Here is a 20,265-nt window from a genome sequence, read left to right as displayed (position 1 = left end):
AATAACTTGCGCGTTTTGCGGGGTGCAAATGTAACATCTGTTTTTAAATCTCACAAACTTTTTTAAACCTTTTTTAGAAAATAATTCTTCTGTTTGATTTAAAGTGTTTGTCAGTATATCTTAGAACGTCTGCGTTATTGCGGGTGCAAAATTAGTCACTCTATACCGTTAAACAATACTTTTCTATCACTTATTTTTAATCTTTTTTACAACTCGCTGAAAACAAGTTTTTTAATTTTTAGTAAATTTTCGTTTTGTAGGATTTTTGAGTTTTAACTGAGGGGTTTCGCAGAGATGCACTAAGAAAACACAGAGATTCGCTAAAGGTTTTTATTAGAAAAGTATAAAAAAACCAAGCCAATATCAACAACAATAGCTAAAACAAAGCTTCTCGATACAATTTCAAACAATAAAGCTATCGCATTATCATTTAAAATCACTCGAAGTGACGAACAAAACTTTACTTAAACAACTGCAACCCTAGCCCCGATAGTAGCGGCATCCTCTTGTCTCGCCCCTAAGACGAGACTAGAGATATAGCGTCCCGAAGCCTCGGGAGCGGGAAAATGCTCCTGAAAAAAGCTAATCGAAACGAATGGCTCTTACAGGTGTAATTTTAGTAATGATATAGGAGGGAATCAACAATACCAGCAAACAAACTCCTACTGTTAAAAGGTTTAACAACAAAACATAAAAGAGATTAATATATACCGGCGCCTGATTTACATAATAATTCTCAGGATTAAGTTCAATAACTCCGAAGTACTTTTGAATAAGCAAAATGCTTATCCCTATTAAATTACCCCAAAATAATCCGCGAAAAATTAAATAAGATGCATTGTAAAGAAACATTTTTCTAACAGACCAATTGCTTGCCCCTATTGCTTTCAGAATTCCTATCATCTGGGTACGCTCCAAAATCAAAACTAATAATGCTACAACCATATTTATTGTTGCTACCAGTATCATCACTATAAGTATAACAACAATATTAAAATCAAACAACTGAAGCCATTCAAAAATATAACCGTATTTTTCTACTATGGTTTTAGAATCTAAAGTCGAAGCTGTATGTTCGTACACTTCATTTCCAATAGCTTCTATTTTACTAAAATCATTTACAAAAACCTCAAAAGCACCTACTTGATCTGCTTTCCATTTATTTATTCGTTGCATGTGCCTGATATCGCCCAATATATAGGTAGCGTCAAATTCCTGAAAGCCGGAATTAAAAATTCCCACCACCTTAAATCTTCTGATGTTAGGCAATTTATTTTGGCCTTCTTTCATAAAAAAGGTATTAAAACCATCACCTACCTTAAGTTTGAGTCTGTTAGCCAGATATTGAGAAATTAAAACTTCAGCATTAAGAGCTTCAACTAAATTAGGCAATCTACCCGAAACCAAATATTCCTTTATATTATCCCATTTATAATCAGTACCAACTCCTTTAAAAACAATTCCTTCGAACGCATCAGCAGTTCTTATAATTCCGGCTTTACTGGCAATTGCCTGAATATGATTTACTTCAGGAACTGAACGGAATTCAGGATAAAACTTTTGATTCTTAGACACCGGAACTAAAGTTGCTTCCGACTGGTTGTTATCGTAATTAGCAATAATTATGTGACCATTGAATGCCGAAATTTTCTCTCTGATTTTTTGCTGAAGACCAATCCCTGTTGCAACAGATACAATCATCATAATCATTCCGATTGCAATAGCAGAAATTGCAATTTTTATTATAGGTGCAGATATACTACTTTTATTTTCTTTAGCAGTAATCAATCTTTTTGCGATGAAATATTCTAAATTCAAGTGCTTAAATTTCAAAATTGGTTATCAAAAATACTGTTTTATTCTTGCTTTTACTAATGAAGACTGACAAGAACCTGCAAAAAACAGAAAAGAAAGAGGACATAATAAAAAGAAAAGTATATATCTGTAAACCCCTTTACAACGGCAGTTTCTTTTTCATTTCCTCAACAATATTATACACAGCAGGACAAATAGGAATGTTTTTTATTGTAATAGCAGAAATTTGCTGAAACTTCTTCCTGTCGGTATGCGGGAATTCCCGACAAGCTTTAGGACGCACATCATAAATGAAACAAGTATTATCTGTATCCAAAAAAGAACAAGGTACCGTTTGTAAAACATAATCCTTATCTTCATCAATACGCAAATACTGATCAATAAATTGCTGTGGTTTTTGACGAAGGTGTTTTGCTATTCGTTCAATATCGGCAGATGTAAACAGCGGACCTGTAGTTTTACAACAATTAGCACATTCTAAACAATTCGTTTTTTTAAATTCAGCATCATGTAAATCCTGCATTACATAATCTAAATTTTTGGGTGCTTTCTTTTTAAGCTTATCAAAATACTTTTTGTTTTCGAGTTGCTTATCTTTGGCTAACTTTTGTAGTATGTCAATTTGTGGATTTGTCAATTTAACTATTTGATAAATGAATTGCAAAATTACATAAAACGAATTTACAAACAACTCACAACCCTAATAAAGTATTATGAAAGATCTTTTTGGCAAAGCTATTCTTGATTTTCAAACCAACAACTCACCAGAAAACTTAATTACCGAAACTACTATTTCAGAAGAAGACGAAATGAGTGTTGCTTATCTATTTCGGGATTTTAATGAAATGCCTAAATTAGAACAAAAAGCATTAGAATTATCCCGAGGAAAAACACTCGATGTGGGTTGCGGTGCAGGAAGCCATAGTTTATATCTTCAAAACGAAAAAAAACTCGATGTTACTGCTATTGATATTTCGAAAAATGCTATCAAAGCCTGCCAATTAAGAGGTTTAGCTTCTGCAAAAGTAATTGATATTCTCAATTTAGATTCTGATGAAAAATTCGATACTATTTTACTATTAATGAATGGTACAGGGATTTTTGGTACTTTGAAAAACACCTCAAAATTTCTCGAAAAATTAAAATCTCTATTAAATCCGGACGGTCAAATTTTAATTGACAGTTCAGATATCATCTATATGTTTGACGAAGATGAAGACGGAGCATACGAAGTTCCCGCCAATGGCTATTATGGAGAGTTAGAATTTTCACTTTCGTACAAAGGCGAAAAAGAAGATTCTTTCCCTTGGCTATATATGGATTATAACACTTTGCAAAATGCAGCTTTCGCCAATGGATTACAATGTGAATTAATTTTAGAAGGCGAGCATTATGATTATTTAGCCCGATTAAGCATATAAAAACAAAAAAGCCAGCAAAATTACTGGCTTTTTTGTTTAAGGGATATTCAAATATTTATGCGTTTGTAATGAAACCCTCCATTTGGGATTGTTCATTACATAATCTACAATTAGCGGAGTCATTTCTTCTTTCTTGCTCCATTCCGGCTGCAGGAACAGAATAGCGTTTTTATTTACTTTTTCAGCTTGCTCTTCAGCAAATATAAAATCGTGCTTATTATGAATAATCACTTTTAATTCATGGGCTGCATTATAAACTGTTTCTGTAGGTAATTTATTTTTCTTTGGCGAAAGACAAATCCAATCCCAAGTACCGGAAAGCGGGTATGCACCTGAAGTTTCAATATGAACTCTTAAATTTCTGTTTTTTAACTTATTAGTCAACAAACTCATGTCCCACATTAATGGTTCACCACCTGTAATAACAATAGTATCAGCATATTTATCTGCATTATCAACAATCTGATCAATGCTTGTAGGAGGATGTAACTCGGCATTCCAGCTTTCTTTAACATCGCACCAATGGCAACCTACATCACATCCACCAATTCTAATAAAATAAGCTGCTGTTCCTGTATGAAATCCTTCTCCCTGAATAGTATAAAATTCCTCCATCAAAGGCAACATAGCACCTTTGTTCACTTCTAACTGAATTTCTTTTGATAGCATTTTTGTAATTTAGGGTGCAAAGATAACTAATTTGTAAAAGACATTGTTCAATTATATTAAATGCTTAACACAAGAGCATAAAAAAAGCCAGTATTGCTACCGGCTTTTTAATTTTATTCTTATCAATTACTGAAGCGTTTTCAATGCTTGAATTGAATATTCATTTGTTGGATCTACCTCGAGCGCTTTTTTGAAATACTCAATAGCCTTAGGCTTATCAAAGTTTGCATATCCGGCAGCCATTGTGCTATAAGCCTCAAGTAACTTCGCTTTTACATTTGGCTTAGCTAATTCTTCAGGACCTTTAGCAGTAACATGATCTATATACTCCTGATAGTATTTAATCATTGCCTGATCATCTTCTAATAAACTATTCGTTCTTGCACGTGATACATAAGCATCTACAGTTTCAGGAGAAGCTTTCAAAACATTTCCGTAAGCAATATCCGCTTTCTTTAAAGCAATTGTATCTCTTTCAGCAACAGGTTTTCCTGCATTATCAAAATAGATAGCATTACCTAAATAGTAATTATCAAGCAGGAAAGTTCTGCTTTCATTATAAGAAGTTGCAATTTCTAAGATTGCTGCTGCTTCTTTAAACATTTTTTTCTCATAGTATTCTTTACCTAAATCGCCCAGACCATCAGCTACAGAAGGCTCAAGTTCAACTGCTTTTTTAATAAGTGCAATACCTTCTGCATATAAAGCAGGGTCTACAGCAGTAGCATCAGCATTAGTTCCTTTTTTAATTTTGGCCTGACCTAAGTATAAATAATCCAAAGAAATTACCTTATTAGATGGGTTTTTAATGAATTCTTCCAAAGAAGAAATTGCTTCATCGATATGCCCATTTTCAAAAGCTGCATAACCTAAATATCTTAAAATCCTTGGATTTACTTTGTCCAATTCTTTCATTTTATTAGCTTCAACTTCTAAAGCTTTATAATCTTTTGCTAAAATCAAGAAATCAGCATGACGCATACGTGAATCTAATGAGTAATCAGTAAGAGTCATGTATTTTTCATAATAAGACAAAGCTTGTTTGATATACTCATCATAACGACCAGGAACATTTAATGCCCAGTAGTAGTAAGTTTCAGCTAATTCTCTGTAAACCGGAGCATAATTAGGACTTAAAGCAATTACTTCATTGTAAGCCGCTACTGCTTCCTGATATGCCTTAGCACCTTTTAACAAAACACCTAATTGTACTTTTGCTCTAATTAAACTATTGTCAGCCTGAAAAGCATTACGATAGTTAGAGAAAGCCTGATTTTGATTTTTGTCACCATAATAAGCATCTCCAAAAGCTAAAAGAACTTGTGGTTCATCAGCATTTTTTTCTTTTGCCAATTCTAAAGTAGCAAGTGCAGCTTTGTAATCCGGATTAGAATTATTCATATACGCCTTAGCTATATAAATATATTCTTCAAAATCCTTTTTACGCATGTCATTTTTTACAGATTCAAACTTTGCTTTTGCTGCAGTAGGGTTGTTATTCTCTAAATCAATCTGACCCAATCCGATATTATTAAAATGAGCATCATCTTTAGCTTTCAAACCTTCATTATAAGTGATTTTAGCCGAATCAATAACACTTTGTTTCAAATAAATGTTTCCAAGCAGAAAAAAAGCTTTTCCTTCTGACGGATTCGATTTTATAATTGATTTTAAAGATGTTTTAGCTTTTTGAAATTGTTCTGCATCAATTTGTTTCTTTACTTCATCAATATCCTGAGCTTGTAGAACAGAAGCTGAAGCAAAAAGTGCAATACTTAAAAATTTAATTTTGTTCATTGTAACTTTATTTAATTTATTCATTTTCATTTTTCGTTCTCACTAATTATTTCAATTTGTTTTTAATCAAAATTTTTCTTCCCGGAATAGTAACCGGTAAAAGTCCTGATTTCAATACAACTCTTTGTCCGATTTCGCCCGCTAAGAATGACGCAAACCCCATACCCAGTCCTGAATAACCCTGACAATTGATAATAAACAAATCACGTGCCAAAGGATAAGTTCCTTCTGCTAAATTGTTTTGAGAAGGTGCAAAATAAGAATTTTTATTTAAACCTTCAACATCGAGTACGTTAATATTAGTTAAATATTCATTAATATTAGCAGTAGGCTGCAACAACCAGTTAACACCTATTACCCCTATCATTCCTTCGTTTTCAGCAACGAACTTAACCACTTCCTCATTAGACTTAAAAGAATACACTCCTTCTTTAGGTACTTCTTTAACTCCTGCTAATGTTGTAAAATAACGAACAGTACTTGAATTTGGATTATCAAAAACCAAACCTTTCACTCTAGTTTGATTTTCCCCTTTTAAAAAAGCCACAACATCTTTCATTGCAATTAAAGTATCTAATTCCTTTTTATTTGAAATTAAAGCAATCGCATCAGATGCAAATTTGGTTGTCTTAGGTTTAATTTTAACTTTTTCAAAGAACTTCAATTCATCAGCATTCAACTCTCTTGACATAATCACCACACTAGAAGTATCTTTAAGCAAGGACTGAATTAATTCTTTCTCAGATTTAGCTTCCAGAATAATTTTAGCTTTATAGGTACTTTCAAAAACAGCTATCTGATCTTCAATTAAGGGCTTTACTGTCTCATCAACCAGTATGGTAGTTGTACCTTTAAGAATAGATTCTTTGTTTTTTTGAGAATCGGATTGTTTACACGAGATAAAGAAACCTACTCCCACAAACAAAAGCCCCAACCATAACAGCAGTATTTTTTTCATAACTATTCTTTATTATCATTAATAATTCTTATGCATCGAATGAAGGCATACACTATCAAAAGCACACCAAAAGCAATTCTGTAATTCATGGGCATGTTCATGGGAAAGTCTTTCATAAACAGAACAATCAATCCCAAAACTAAATAAACCAAAAAAAACAAAATGGCTATAACGAGAAGAAATCGCTCTTTAAGCGATTTCTTCTGAATGTTTATAATAAATCTCTTCAACATTAATCTTGACTTACAATTGTAATTGGAAGAGAATATAGTACCCTAACTGGTTTTCCGTTTTGGATTCCCGGATTCCATTTTGGACATTTTTGTAAAACTCTTATCGCCTCTTTTCCTGTACCGTAACCAATATCTCTTAATACTTTGATATCTGTTAATGATCCGTCTTTTTCAACCACAAAAGTAACGTAAACTTTACCTTTTAAACCACCTTCATCCGGTGTACGATAGTTTTTACCAACAAAAGAATAGAATTTCTCCATACCACCCGGAAATTCAGGTTTTACTTCGATACCGGCTGTATTATAAACCTGATCATCTGACTCTTCAACTACCTGACTTGTCTTAGGTCCGGTACCGGCAGGAGCAACTGATAAAACAGCATCTGGATCTCCCTTGATAGTCTGACTACCAATTTTCTTTTCTTTGATTTCTTCAATCTTTGGCGGCTCTTCCACTACTTCTTCTGCTTTAGCCACTACTGGCTTAACAAATTTCACCTGATCCACTTTTGGTGGTGGTGGTGGTGGTGGTGGCGCATTTAATTTAGGCGGCTCTACTTTCTTTGGAGGTAATTTCACATTAGTAAGCTTTACTTCTCTAATTTCAATATCCTCATCATCAGTTGATTTAGGAATCAAACTAATAATAAGAGGAGCACTAACTGCCAAGCTAAAAAAGAATGCACCAATAATAAGCGCCTTCGTTGATGTCTTGCCGTTAGATTTTCTTAAGTCATAAGCTCCATAAAGTTTATTACGTCCTTCGAAAACGATATCAACCCATGAATTTTTTAATATATCTAATTTCATTTTTCTTACTTATTAGGTTATTAAGAAAACAAGATTACTCTTGTTTTCCGTCTAACAATTTTTGTTCCTCAGGTAAAAAATCATTAACGATTGTGTAAGTAGGAATATTAGAAATTGCCATCTCATCTAAAATATCAACTACATTCTTGTAAGTAGATTTTTTAGTAGGTTTAATAATTACAATCATTCCTTGATCCGGCTTACCTTTCGCTGTTGAATAAGCTAAAACTTCTTTCTTTCTTTTCAACAACTCTTTACGTATTCCATCCTTACCATAAGCAATTTTATCAGGACCGGCAATAGGATTATATATCAATCCCATATAATAAGTCATCTGATCATTTTCTCCCAGTATAATCGTCATCGTTCGATTCTCATCAACTTTTAAATCATCTGTCTTATCCTTTGGATCCTTATCTGGCAACCCTAAACTCATCGATTGGGGTTTTGACAACGAAGTAGTAAGCATAAAGAACGTAATTAGCAAGAACGCTAAATCCACCATGGCAGTTAAATCTACCTTCGAATTTTGTTTTTTACTTCTTACTTTGCCGCCTTTACCACCACCACTGTCGCCGGTATTTAATTCAGCCATTTTAGTGTGTTTTTTTTAATTAAAAATCTTTTCCTCTCAATCCGGTTATCAAGCTAAAAGTATTTACATTTTGATCTTGCAAAAGATCCATTACTTTTCTAATAACAGGATATTGCTCTTTCGCATCACCTTTGATCGCTACTTGCAACTCTTTATCATTCACTTCAATATTCGCTTTACGAGCATTGTAAACCCACTCTTTAAGTTGATTATCTAATGAATCCATTGGAATCCCAGTTTGATCAGCTTTTACTCTATCCGAAGACTTCATGTCAATAATTTGTTTAAGACTTCCTATTGGCACACCAAAATCAGTCATTAAAGCAAACTTATCTTTATCCTCTTCTGAAAAAGTCATACCATATTTTTCAGCCATCAACTCAAGCGTTTTCTTACGAACATCTTTTCCTTTTAAATCGAAAAATACTCTGTCCTTTCCATCAACATTACCTATTGTCAAAGTTGCTAAATCAGAATCCGGCAATTTTGTCTGTACAGTTGATGCTGGCGTATCCACAGGCATTACCTCAGGAACTTTAGCTGTAGCTGTCAAAATAAAGAAGGTAAGCAAAAGGAACGCAACATCACACATGGCAGTCATATCTGTCGATGTTGACTTTTTTTTCATTTTTATTTTAGCCATTCTTTTTGTTTTTTATTTTGATACAATGATATCAAAAATGATTATTGTTTCAAACTTCCTCTGAACTTTCTGTAAGTATTCACGATTGTTGTACCTGCCTCATCAATAGAGTAAGTCAAATCATCAATTTTTGAAGTAAAGAAGTTGTAAGCAATAATAGCCAAGATAGAAGTAGCAATACCTGTAGCTGTATTAATAAGTGCCTCAGAAATACCTGTTGCAAGTGCAGCCTGGTCTGGAGTTCCAGCAGAAGCTAATGCACCAAACGCTTTAATCATACCTGATACTGTTCCTAACAAACCTCCAAGTGTTCCTAAAGATACTAAAGAAGAAATAATAGTCATGTTTTTCTCTAACATTGGCATTTCAAGAGAAGTAACCTCTTCGATTTCTTTATGAATAGTTTCTGAAGCTTCTTCACTGTTGAATCCTTCTTTTTTAACATCCTGATATTTTACTAATGCTGATTTAATTGCATTTGCAACTGAACCTTGTTGTTTGTCACATGCAGCAATAGCTTCTTCAATATGTCCACTTTTTATACTTGATTGTACTGAAGCCATAAAAGCATCTAAATTTCCTTTACCAGCAGCTTTTGTAATTACAAAGAATCTTTCAATAGAGAAAACAATAACCATTAATAACATTCCTAACAAAATAGGTACAATAAATCCTCCTTTATAAACCTGTCCTAAAGTATTAATTGGGTGACCAGTTTCTGGATTTCCTCCCTCAAAGTTAGCAGGCGATCCCATGACGAATTTCCAAATCATAACTCCCACCAACACACATAATACAATAATGATTCCTGAAACCATTCCTCCACCTTTTGAACTGCTTTCTTTCTTAACGTTTGCCATTTTTTTTTAAATTTTAATAGTTTTAAATAATTTTATTTTAGTTATTATTAACTTGTAGTCCCGCAAATTTATACGTTTAGTTCAAATAAAAAAATTTTTTTTCGTTATATTCAAATTAATCATTTGTAAATTGATGTTAAAAAAATATAAACATTGTTTTATTATCAATATCATCAGGAAAATTCAAAGATTTTGACAAAAAAATTTATTAAATTGTGCATTTATAACGCAATATTTCAACATCTCATTTCTTTATAAAAAAAATGCTTTTTTTTTACATTTAACAAAAAAAAAGGCTTAAAATTACAGTATACACTAATATTTCATCACACCAGAGCATTAATCACACTTCATCAAAACTTATAAATCACATTTGATTCTTATGGATAAAACCGAAAAATTCATTGAAAGCATCTCTCAGGGATACCAATTTAAAGGCGAAAGCATTTTATTAGGAGGAGCTATATTAGACGGAGAAACCTTAAACAACGCTGCTGTAAAAATCCCGTTAAAGACATTAAACAGACATGGATTAATTGCCGGAGCAACCGGAACAGGAAAAACAAAGACAATACAAGTCTTATCAGAACAACTATCTTCTTATGGAATTCCGGTTTTAATGATGGACATTAAAGGCGATTTTAGCGGAATTGCTAAAGAAGGAGAAGAAAAATCCTTTATAACTGAAAGACATACTAAAATCAATATTCCCTACCATACCGCAAAATTTCCGGTAGAATTATTAAGCTTATCCGAACAAAGCGGAGTGCGGTTAAGAGCTACAGTATCTGAATTTGGTCCTGTTTTATTCTCCCGAATACTTGATTTGAATGACACTCAGGCAGGCGTTGTTTCTATTATATTCAAATATTGCGATGACAACAAAATGCCTTTACTGGATCTTAAAGATTTTAAAAAAGTCATTAATTACATTATAGAAGAAGGAAAAGAAGAAATTACCGAGAATTATGGCAAAATCTCTACCTCTACAACCGGGATTATCCTGAGAAAAATCATCGAATTAGAACAACAGGGTGCCGAACTCTTTTTTGGCGAAATGTCGTTTGACATTAATGATTTAATGCGAATTGACGAAAACGGAAAAGGTTACATAAATATCCTTCGCCTGACTGATATTCAGGATAAACCTAAATTATTCTCTACATTCATGTTGAGCTTACTTGCAGAAGTATACCAACAAATGCCCGAAAAAGGCGATGCTGAGCAGCCTGAACTCATCATTTTTATTGATGAAGCCCATCTAATATTCAAAGAAGCCAGCAAAACTCTTTTAGACCAAATTGAAACTATTGTAAAATTAATCCGTTCTAAAGGAATTGGAATTTACTTTATCACTCAAAACCCGATGGATGTTCCAAGTGGTATTTTAGCTCAATTAGGTTTAAAAATCCAGCACGCGTTAAGAGCTTTTACTGCTAAAGACAGACAGGCTATAAAACAGACAGCAGATAATTATCCCAGCTCTGATTTTTACGACACCAGCGAAATAATAACCAGTTTAGGAATTGGTGAAGCACTGGTAACTGCTTTGAACGAAAAGGGGATTCCAACCCCGCTGGCAGCAACCATGCTTCGGGCTCCAATGAGCAGAATGGATGTATTGACAGAAAGCGAAATTCAGGAAATCAACACCCATTCGAGACTGGTAAAAAAATACAGTGAAAAGATTGACCGTGAAAGTGCGTATGAAATCTTAAACAAAAAAATTACTGATGCAGAAGCTGAAAATGCTAAAAAAGAAGCTGAAGAAAATGAAGTAAAACAAACAAAAACTACAACCAGACAAGCACCAAGTACTACAGAAGTGGTGGGGAAATCAGTTTTAAAAGTACTTACAAGTGCCACTTTTATAAGAGGAGCTCTTGGAATTCTTTCTAAAATGCTAAAAAAATAAAAACAATTTCAATATCAAAAATCAATTACAATAATAATATTAAAAATTGATTTTTGATATTGTTTGTTATTGTAGTAATTCTAAAATTTTATTTTCAACCATCTCCGAATTCCAGATCGCTTCAATATTCTCTAATTTTAAAACTTCTTCCATGATGGTATTTTGAAAATCTCCAATAGCCAGAGCTTCCACATAAGGACGATCGCTAAAAGTCACTCTGCTGTATAATGGAATCCATTTATCCGGATGCTTTTCAGAAAACCATTTTTCAATTTTCTTTTGTAACAAAAACTTATCATCAGCAGTTTTAGAACTCATTTCCATGAAGTTTCGATACGAAAGTTCCGCAATAGCATCCGCATTGGGTTTGCGTGATTTTTGGTATTCCGAAAAAATACGTTCCCAATCTTCACCATACTCCAAAATCATTTCGTAAAGTACCGTTATATCCTCAAAACCTGCATTCATTCCCTGCCCGTAAAACGGAACAATCGCATGACAGGCATCACCTATTAAAGCAACTTTATCTTCATAAGTCCACGGAAAACATTTCATGGTTACTAAAGTACTGGTAGGATTTTTAAAGAAATCCTCGGCTAAATTGGGAATTACTTCTATAGAATCCGGAAAGTTTTTTTCGAAAAAAGCTTCCACTTCTTTTCTGTCAGTCAACGAAGCAAATGAATTTTTACCTTCAAAAGGCATGAATAAAGTACAGGTAAAACTGCCATCTAAATTTGGTAAAGCAATCAACATGTATTCGCCGCGAGGCCAAATATGAAATGAATATTTATCTAATTTATGAGAACCATCGGCATTAGCAGGGATATTTAGTTCTTTATAGCCAATATTTAAAAATTCCTGCGAATAATTAAACATGCTCTGTCGCTGCATACGGTGACGAATCCTTGAAAAAGCACCATCGGCACCAAAAACCATATCGTATTTTAACTCTTCCCACTCTCCTCTTTCGGTTTCCCCAATATGCAAAGTAGCCGTAGCTAAGGTTACGTCCCAAATTTTTTGTTCGAAGAAAAATTCGGCACCAGCCTGCTCAGCTAGATCAATCATTTTTCTGTTTAAGGTTCCTCTGGAAATAGAATAAATAGACTCCCCTTCTTGTCCGTAATTTTGAAACTTAAGGTTATCTACAAGATGAATCGCTCTTTTATCCATGGGAATTGCAATTTCCCTGACAGCATCTCCTACTCCAACTCCGTCTAATGCTTTCCAGCCCCGGTTTGACATTGCCAGATTAATCGAACGACCAGAGAACTGTATTTTTCTAATATCCGGACTTCTATCATAAATATGAACCGTATGCCCTGCTTTTTTTAAGTAAATAGCCAATAAAGAACCTACTAAACCAGAACCTACTATTGCTATTTTTTTAGGAGTTTGCATTGTTGTTTTATAAAAAGTTAGGCAAAATTACTGATTTATTATGTGAACAACGCCCAACCGCCTCAGTTTTTACTTGAAATTCCGACATATTTTATTACGCCACGATAATTACAAACACTGTAACTCTAAATTTCACTATCTATTTTGTTCAGACTCATTAAATTTTCAAAGATAAGTTTGCATCTCAAAAACCGATATGATATTTATCAGTTTTTAAGCCAATGCTTTTTCCAAACTTTGCATTAATTATAATGAATGTACGAACATGACAAAGAACTCAAAACCTTTACATAATTTCCATATTCCGGTTATGGGATTAGCATATACCATAGACAGCCCTATCCGAGTGGCACATTATGGAATTTCTTCGGTGATTTCTATTGCCGATGACGAATTGATTGAAAAAATGAATGCTTTTTATCATCAAAAATTCAACCTTCCGTATCAGGAAATATCTCAAAAAGTATCTGATTACAGAGCTAAACGCATCACTTCTTATTTGAATTTAGTGGACAAAATTGTAAAAGAAAAATTTGAAAACTTCAAAACTGAATTGGTCGAAAGCAAAGAATCCTTAGAAAATTATATTGCGATGTTACCCAATAAATCCGAAATTAAAAAAGGGCTACAATCGCTCCTTGACGAAGGATTTCATTGGAAAGAAAACATCAAAAATTATGTTGAAAAACATTTATCAGCCGGAGCCATTGATGTGAATATCATGACCAAATTAGACAAAGATAATTTTAAAAATAACGAACAATTACCTGTTATTTTTAACGATGCTCATGCTGCTCTTCGAGGTTTTGCTAATAGCACAGTAAATTCTTCTATTGTACTTTCGGCAGGAATGAATCCCCGATTATTTAGCTATTTTGAAGACTTTGAGGTATTTTTTCCTGATGAGAACAACAATTTACAAAAAAAAATCACTTTAAAAGTGAGCGACTTTCGATCGGCAATGATTCAGGGAAATTTTTTAGCCAAAAAAGGACTATGGGTTTCGGAATACCGAATCGAATCGGGACTGAATTGTGGCGGACATGCCTTTGCTACCGAAGGTCTTTTATTAGGTCCAATTATGGAAGAATTCAGAGAAAAAAAAGAACAACTCGTGCAATCCGCTCATGAATTGATGGTAAAAGCTTTAGAACAAAAGGGCAAATTAATACCGGAACAACCTTTAGATTTAAAAATCACCGTTCAGGGCGGAGTAGGAACTTCGGAAGAACACGAATTTTTATTAAATTACTACCAAGCTGATTCTGTAGGTTGGGGAACTCCTTTTTTATTAGTACCTGAGGCAACTTCGGTAGACCAAGCTACTCGTGAATTGCTAATTAATGCAAAAGAAGACGATTTGTATTTAAGTCATATTTCTCCTTTGGGAGTTCCGTTCAATACTTTAAGAGGCACTACAAACGAAATTATCAAACAAAAACGCATTCAGGAAAGCAAAGCCGGAAGTTCGTGTCCTAAAAAATTCTTAGCACTAAACAAAGATACTCAAGGCAATGGAATTTGTACCGCATCGAAGAAATACCAAGATGGAAAACTGGAAGAATTAGAAGCTACTAAAAATATTCTTTCGATAGCCCATTATGAAAAAGCAAAACAAAATATTACCGAAAAATCATGCCTTTGTGTGGGTTTAGCTAATGCTTCTTATCTTGAAAACAACATAAAAATTAAAGGTCAGGATCAGGGAGTCGTGATTTGTCCGGGACCTAATATGGCTTATTTTGATCAGGAAGTTTCACTTTCTAAAATGCTTCAGCATATTTATGGCAACACAACAATTTTAAGAAACAGGAATCGTCCTCATTTTTTTGCAAAAGAACTAAAAATGTATATTGACTATTTGAAAAATGATATTCAGAACATTGGCAGCGAAATAAATAACGCCAAAACTAAAAAACTAACCTCTTTTAAAAGCAATCTTTTAGAAGGAATTGCATATTATCAAAATTTATTCGAATGTATTCCTGATTTTGAAAGTGTTAAAAATGAAGTAATTAATCAATTCGAATACTATAAAAAGGAATTACAAGCTATAGAAATCCCTAAGTTAGAAATAGCTTAACCTAAAAGGTATAGCCACGAATTCACGAATAAAAGATTAATTTTTATATCTTTAGCAATTACACAAATCTGTACGGTTAAAACATACAAAAACCGCAAATTCGCAAATTAAAAACTTGATAAAAAATAATTTGCGAATTTACGGTAACTATTTCTAGACCAATAAAGTAAATTCGTATTCATTCGTGAATTTGTGGCTAAATTTTATTTATTTTTCTAAAATTCCTTTTTTTAATATTTGTCCAAAATGGTACATATCTTCAAAAGAACAGTATAAAGGAACCGGAGCCAGACGAATTACATTAGGCTCTCGCCAATCGGTAATTACGCCGTTTTTCATTAAATAATCGAATAAACTACGACCTTCTCCATGAAGAAAAACCGATAATTGACTGGCTCTTTCAGCTGGATTTGAAGGAGTAATAATTTCGAAACTGCTATCGACTTCCTTATCAATTTCGTTCAAAATAAATTCTAAATAAGAGGTGATTTTATCTCTCTTTCCTATCAAAGCATCCATTCCTATTTCGGCAAACATTTCTACCGAAGCCAGATAAGGAGCCAAAGATAAAACCGGTAAATTACTAATTTGCCAGCCATCAGCACCTTGAATCGGGTCAAAATCTGGTTCCATTTTAAAACGGCGTTCCTTGTTGTGTCCCCACCATCCGGCAAATCGAGGTAACTCCGGATTGTTATGATGTTTTTCATGCACAAAACAACCGGAAGCATTTCCAGGTCCCGAGTTCATATATTTATAGCTGCACCAGGCAGCAAAATCTACATTCCAATCGTGCAATTCTAATTTAACATTTCCTGCTGCATGCGCTAAATCCCAACCTACATAAGCACCAACTTTGTGTCCGGCAGCAGTAATGGTCTTCATGTCAAAAACCTGTCCGGTGTAATAATTTACACCGCCAATTAAAACTAATGCTAATTCATCTCCTACTTCGTTAATTTTGGCAATAACATCTTCTGTTCGAATATTATGTTCGCCTTCACGGCGTTTTACTTCAACGATTACTTCTTCGGGTTTTAGACCATGAAAATCGACTTGGCTTTGAAACATATATTGGTCCGAAGGAAAGGCTTTTTCTTCGCAAATTATTTTGAATCTGGATTTTGTGGGTCGGTAAAAAGAAACCATCAATAAATGAAGGTTTACCGTAAGCGTATTCATTACCGTAATCTCAAGCGGTTTTGCACCTACAATTTTACTCAATGGTTCTGCAAAACGTTCCTGATAATCCCACCAGGGTTTTTCGGCATAAAAATGACCTTCAACCGCAAGATTTGCCCAGTCATTCATGATTTCGTCAATATAAGCTTTGGTTCGTTTGGGCTGTAATCCTAAGGAATTTCCAGTGAAATAAATGACGTCTTTATCATTTACTTTAGGGAAATAAAATTCGTTTCTATAGTGATGTAAAGTATCCTGCGAATCCAATTGTTGGGCAAAAGCTCTGGTGTTTTCGAAAATCATAATGTAGTTTGCATTTGTTTTGTAAAAGTAATTAAAAAAGAAAAAACTAACTCATAAAGAATTCCCCGAAAAGAAAAATTGCAGTTAAATAGTACACTTTAAAATCATAATTTCTTATATTTGATTGAATCTAAACTATTGTGCTATGCTTAAAAACAACATCAATGTGATCATTATTGCTATTGCAATGGTAACATCAGCCTATTTATTTTCGAATGCTTTTCAGAATCGGAATAAAAACACGGATACGATAAGTGTAACCGGTTTGGGGAAAACTGATTTTGTTTCGGATTTAATTGTGTGGAGCGGTTCTTTTTCCAGAAAAAGTCCCACACTAAAAGAAGCTTATGCCTCATTAGATTCCGACAGAGAAAAAATTAAAAGTTACTTATCCGGCAAAGGGGTTGCAGCCAATGAAATTGTTTTTTCGGCTGTAAATTTCAATAAAGATTATGAGACTACTTATAATGAAAACGGAACGGTAAGACAAACTCTTTTTAGCGGATTCACCTTAACTCAAAGTGTCACTATTCAATCTAAAGAAGTCAACAAAATTGAAGATGTATCGAGACAATCCAGCGAATTAATTAATTCAGGTATCGAATTTTACTCGAATGCACCTGAATATTATTACACCAAACTGGCGGAATTAAAGATAAAAATGATTGCCGAAGCGACAAAAGATGCCAGCACAAGAGCTAAAAGCATTGCTGAAAATGCAGATGCTGATTTAGGAAACTTAAAAAAATCAGATATGGGAGTTTTTCAGATTATTGGACAAAATTCATCAGAAGATTATTCGTATGGCGGTTCATTTAATACTCAATCTAAGAACAAAACAGCAACTATTACTGTAAAATTAGTGTATCAGGTAGATTGATCTTTCTGCATTTTTGCATGAGGGATAGTAGTGGAAATCCTTTATGTTTTTTCTTTAAAAACATAAAGATTGCAACGGATAGCCCGACCTCGTTAAAAAACATAAGGCACGTTGCTTTTTTAAAGAGGTCATGCCATAAAATAAAAAAACTCGCCATTACTGACGAGTTTTTTTAGTGAATTAACCCTTTGTTGTGATTAGATGATTAACATTGCATCACCGTAAGAATAGAATTTATATTTTTCTTTAATTGCTTCTTCATAAGCTTTTTTCATTAAATCATGTCCGCAAAATGCTGAAATCATCATTAATAATGTTGATTTTGGTGTATGGAAATTGGTAATCATACAAGTTGCTACACTAAAATCATGCGGAGGAAAGATGAATTTATTAGTCCATCCTTCAAAAGGATTTAAGGTATTTTGTGAAGAAACAGAACTTTCGATAGCACGCATTGATGTAGTTCCTACAGCACATACACGCTTTCTTTTTCCCTTAGCTTCATTCACAATATCACAGGCTTCCTGAGTAATTTTCAATTCCTCAGAATCCATTTTATGTTTAGACAAATCTTCTACTTCAACCGGATTAAAAGTCCCTAAACCTACGTGAAGTGTAACCTCAGCAAATTTTACTCCTTTAATTTCCAAACGTTTTAACAGGTGTTTAGAAAAATGCAATCCAGCAGTTGGCGCTGCAACAGCTCCTTCTTCTTTAGCATAAATAGTCTGGTAACGTTCCGCATCTTCCGGAGTTACTTCTCTATTGATGTATTTAGGAATTGGAGTTTCTCCAAGTTCCGTCAATTTATTTCTAAATTCTTCGTAAGAACCATCGTAAAGAAAACGCAATGTTCTACCACGGGAAGTGGTATTATCAATCACCTCAGCAACTAACGAATCGTCATCACCAAAATACAATTTATTCCCGATTCTGATTTTACGAGCCGGATCTACAAGAACATCCCAAAGACGTTGCTCAGCATTTAATTCTCTCAACAAAAACACTTCGATTCTTGCTCCGGTTTTTTCTTTATTTCCGTATAAACGGGCAGGAAAAACTTTGGTATTATTCAAAATCATTACATCTCCATCGTCAAAATAATCGATAACATCTTTGAACATTTTGTGTTCGATAGTTTGTTTTTTACGATCAATAACCATTAAACGAGCTTCATCTCTGTTCTCTGCTGGAAATTCAGCAAGAAGTTCTTTAGGTAAATCAAATTGAAAATGTGATAATTTCATTCTAAAAAGTTATAAGTTATACGCTATAATACCTAAGTTTTGATTCTTAGTATTATAATCGGTTGCAAATATACGATTGTGAGATAGGCGTTGTCAAGTGTTTTGCTGTTTAATTTAAAATTAAAACAACAAAACCTCAAATAACCAACACTTTAGGCATCTGACAAGAATCTTACCCTACTAAATCCGAAACTTTATAGCCTAATTTTTCCATATCATCCCAAAAATCAGGATATGATTTAGAAACTACATCGGCATTTTCGATAATTATAGGTACTTTTAATGCTAATGGAGCAAAAGCCATTGCCATACGGTGATCATTATAAGTTCCTATTTTTATATTCGAATTAATTTCTGAAGTAGCCACAAGAGTCAGGCTGTCATTCGTAACAGAAATATTAGCTCCTAATTTACTTAATTCAATTCGCAAAGCTTCTAATCTGTCTGTTTCTTTAATTTTCAACGTGTGTAACCCTGTAAGATGACAACCTATTCCTAAACCAAGACAGGTAACCACAATGGTTTGTGCAATATCCGGTGTATGATTTAAATCAAAAGTAACATCCTGATGCTGAAATTTTTTAATTTTAGTTAAAGTAATGGTATTATCACTAAACTGAGATTCGACACCCATTTCTTTATAAATAGAAACTAAAGCGGAATCTCCCTGCAAACTGGATTGTTTGTAACTGCTTAATGAAATACTCGCTTTATCAGACAAGGCTGCTAAACTAAAAAAGTAAGAAGCCGAACTCCAGTCAGACTCTACAGTCATTAACTTAGGTGCCACTGTTTGTTGCGGATGTACTTTAATTACATTGCCTTCAAAACTGGTTTGAATATCCAGATCATTCAACAAAGCCAGCGTCATTTTGATATAAGGGATAGAAGTAATTTCTCCTTCTAATGTCAATTCGATTCCGTTTTCTAATTTAGGAGCAACAAGCAATAAAGCCGAAATATACTGACTACTTACATTAGCAGCCATGGTTACTTTATTATTTGTAATTTTTTGTCCTTTAATTTTTATAGGCGGATAGCCTTCTTCTTTTAAGAAAGAAATATCAGCTCCTAACTGACGTAAAGCTTCCACCAGAATTTTCACAGGACGTTCCTGCATACGGCTGGAACCTGTTAACACCACTTCGCGTCCTTCTTTTACAGCAAAATAAGCAGTAAGAAAACGCATTGCTGTTCCGGCATGATGAATATCTACTACTTCTTCGTTTCCGCTCAATGCCATTTGCATTACTTCGCTATCATCTGAGTTAGAAGTGTTTGACAATGTTATACTAGGAAATAAAGCCTGCAATAATAATAATCTGTTCGTTTCGCTTTTAGATCCTGTAACTGCTATTTGAGCACTTAGGTTGTTATTAGTTGCTTGTAGAAGTAAATTCATTTTTTAAATATTAGTTATGAACTGCAAATTATCAGCTATTGCACAG

Annotated in this window: 17 protein-coding genes; 4 read left to right on the top strand and 13 right to left on the bottom strand. The window is 33.7% G+C overall.

What is annotated here, in order from left to right:
- Window positions 1-582: 582 nt before the first annotated feature.
- Together BUB89_RS09505 and BUB89_RS09500 are read right to left on the bottom strand one after the other, a co-directional pair.
- A complete protein-coding gene (locus BUB89_RS09505; RefSeq protein ID WP_073244353.1) occupies window positions 583-1,818 on the bottom strand; it encodes an ABC transporter permease in 1,236 nt (411 codons plus the stop codon).
- 136 nt (window positions 1,819-1,954) lie between these two features.
- On the bottom strand, window positions 1,955-2,452 hold the full coding sequence (locus BUB89_RS09500) for a YkgJ family cysteine cluster protein (protein WP_170215519.1): 498 nt from the start codon (window positions 2,450-2,452) through the stop codon (window positions 1,955-1,957).
- Window positions 2,453-2,528: 76 nt separating this feature from the next.
- On the opposite strand from BUB89_RS09500, the gene BUB89_RS09495 reads away from it, so the two are divergent.
- A complete protein-coding gene (locus BUB89_RS09495) occupies window positions 2,529-3,236 on the top strand; it encodes an SAM-dependent methyltransferase (RefSeq protein ID WP_073244351.1) in 708 nt (235 codons plus the stop codon).
- A gap of 36 nt (window positions 3,237-3,272) precedes the next feature.
- On the opposite strand, the gene BUB89_RS09490 is transcribed toward BUB89_RS09495, so the two are convergent.
- The 7 genes from BUB89_RS09490 to BUB89_RS09455 form a co-directional block, all read right to left on the bottom strand.
- Window positions 3,273-3,905: a 7-carboxy-7-deazaguanine synthase QueE gene (locus tag BUB89_RS09490; RefSeq protein WP_073244349.1), complete on the bottom strand. Its 633-nt coding sequence runs from the start codon at window positions 3,903-3,905 to the stop codon at window positions 3,273-3,275.
- 126 nt (window positions 3,906-4,031) lie between these two features.
- Window positions 4,032-5,702 carry a tetratricopeptide repeat protein gene (locus tag BUB89_RS09485; RefSeq protein WP_073244404.1) on the bottom strand — a complete coding sequence of 557 codons (1,671 nt, stop codon included), beginning with the start codon at window positions 5,700-5,702 and terminating at the stop codon, window positions 4,032-4,034.
- Window positions 5,703-5,748: 46 nt separating this feature from the next.
- Complete coding sequence (locus BUB89_RS09480; RefSeq protein WP_073244347.1) at window positions 5,749-6,660, bottom strand: PstS family phosphate ABC transporter substrate-binding protein; 912 nt, start codon at window positions 6,658-6,660, stop codon at window positions 5,749-5,751.
- Window positions 6,661-6,892: 232 nt separating this feature from the next.
- A complete protein-coding gene (locus BUB89_RS09470; RefSeq protein WP_073244343.1) occupies window positions 6,893-7,705 on the bottom strand; it encodes an energy transducer TonB in 813 nt (270 codons plus the stop codon).
- 34 nt (window positions 7,706-7,739) lie between these two features.
- Window positions 7,740-8,300, bottom strand: coding sequence for an ExbD/TolR family protein (locus tag BUB89_RS09465; RefSeq protein ID WP_073244341.1), 561 nt, complete (start codon window positions 8,298-8,300; stop codon window positions 7,740-7,742).
- Window positions 8,301-8,319: 19 nt separating this feature from the next.
- Window positions 8,320-8,943, bottom strand: a complete 624-nt coding sequence (locus BUB89_RS09460) for an ExbD/TolR family protein (protein WP_073244339.1) — start codon at window positions 8,941-8,943, stop codon at window positions 8,320-8,322.
- Window positions 8,944-8,984: 41 nt separating this feature from the next.
- Window positions 8,985-9,803, bottom strand: a complete 819-nt coding sequence (locus tag BUB89_RS09455; protein ID WP_073244337.1) for a MotA/TolQ/ExbB proton channel family protein — start codon at window positions 9,801-9,803, stop codon at window positions 8,985-8,987.
- A 382-nt stretch (window positions 9,804-10,185) separates the two neighbouring features.
- Between BUB89_RS09455 and BUB89_RS09450 the strand changes: the two genes are divergently transcribed.
- A complete protein-coding gene (locus BUB89_RS09450) occupies window positions 10,186-11,718 on the top strand; it encodes a helicase HerA-like domain-containing protein (RefSeq protein ID WP_073244335.1) in 1,533 nt (510 codons plus the stop codon).
- Window positions 11,719-11,784: 66 nt separating this feature from the next.
- Here the strand turns inward: BUB89_RS09450 and BUB89_RS09445 are convergent, their stop codons facing one another.
- On the bottom strand, window positions 11,785-13,122 hold the full coding sequence (locus BUB89_RS09445; protein WP_073244334.1) for an FAD-dependent oxidoreductase: 1,338 nt from the start codon (window positions 13,120-13,122) through the stop codon (window positions 11,785-11,787).
- A 265-nt stretch (window positions 13,123-13,387) separates the two neighbouring features.
- Here BUB89_RS09445 and BUB89_RS09440 point away from each other — a divergent pair, with 265 nt between their 5' ends.
- Window positions 13,388-15,205, top strand: coding sequence for a hypothetical protein (locus BUB89_RS09440; RefSeq protein WP_073244332.1), 1,818 nt, complete (start codon window positions 13,388-13,390; stop codon window positions 15,203-15,205).
- A 207-nt stretch (window positions 15,206-15,412) separates the two neighbouring features.
- Here the strand turns inward: BUB89_RS09440 and kynU are convergent, their stop codons facing one another.
- Window positions 15,413-16,690: a kynureninase gene (gene kynU / locus BUB89_RS09435; protein WP_073244331.1), complete on the bottom strand. Its 1,278-nt coding sequence runs from the start codon at window positions 16,688-16,690 to the stop codon at window positions 15,413-15,415.
- 145 nt (window positions 16,691-16,835) lie between these two features.
- Between kynU and BUB89_RS09430 the strand changes: the two genes are divergently transcribed.
- Window positions 16,836-17,570 carry an SIMPL domain-containing protein gene (locus BUB89_RS09430; RefSeq protein ID WP_073244329.1) on the top strand — a complete coding sequence of 245 codons (735 nt, stop codon included), beginning with the start codon at window positions 16,836-16,838 and terminating at the stop codon, window positions 17,568-17,570.
- Window positions 17,571-17,767: 197 nt separating this feature from the next.
- Here the strand turns inward: BUB89_RS09430 and queA are convergent, their stop codons facing one another.
- Both queA and aroA read right to left on the bottom strand, forming a co-directional pair.
- Window positions 17,768-18,817 carry a tRNA preQ1(34) S-adenosylmethionine ribosyltransferase-isomerase QueA gene (gene queA / locus BUB89_RS09425; RefSeq protein ID WP_073244327.1) on the bottom strand — a complete coding sequence of 350 codons (1,050 nt, stop codon included), beginning with the start codon at window positions 18,815-18,817 and terminating at the stop codon, window positions 17,768-17,770.
- Window positions 18,818-18,989: 172 nt separating this feature from the next.
- Window positions 18,990-20,219, bottom strand: a complete 1,230-nt coding sequence (aroA, locus tag BUB89_RS09420) for a 3-phosphoshikimate 1-carboxyvinyltransferase (protein ID WP_073244325.1) — start codon at window positions 20,217-20,219, stop codon at window positions 18,990-18,992.
- Between the last annotated feature and the right edge of the window lie 46 nt (window positions 20,220-20,265).

It is taken from the genome of Flavobacterium flevense (genome assembly GCF_900142775.1).
GTDB lineage: Bacteria > Bacteroidota > Bacteroidia > Flavobacteriales > Flavobacteriaceae > Flavobacterium > Flavobacterium flevense.
The sequence above is the reverse complement of the archived record's forward strand: the minus strand, read 5'-3'. Positions and strand labels throughout refer to the sequence as shown.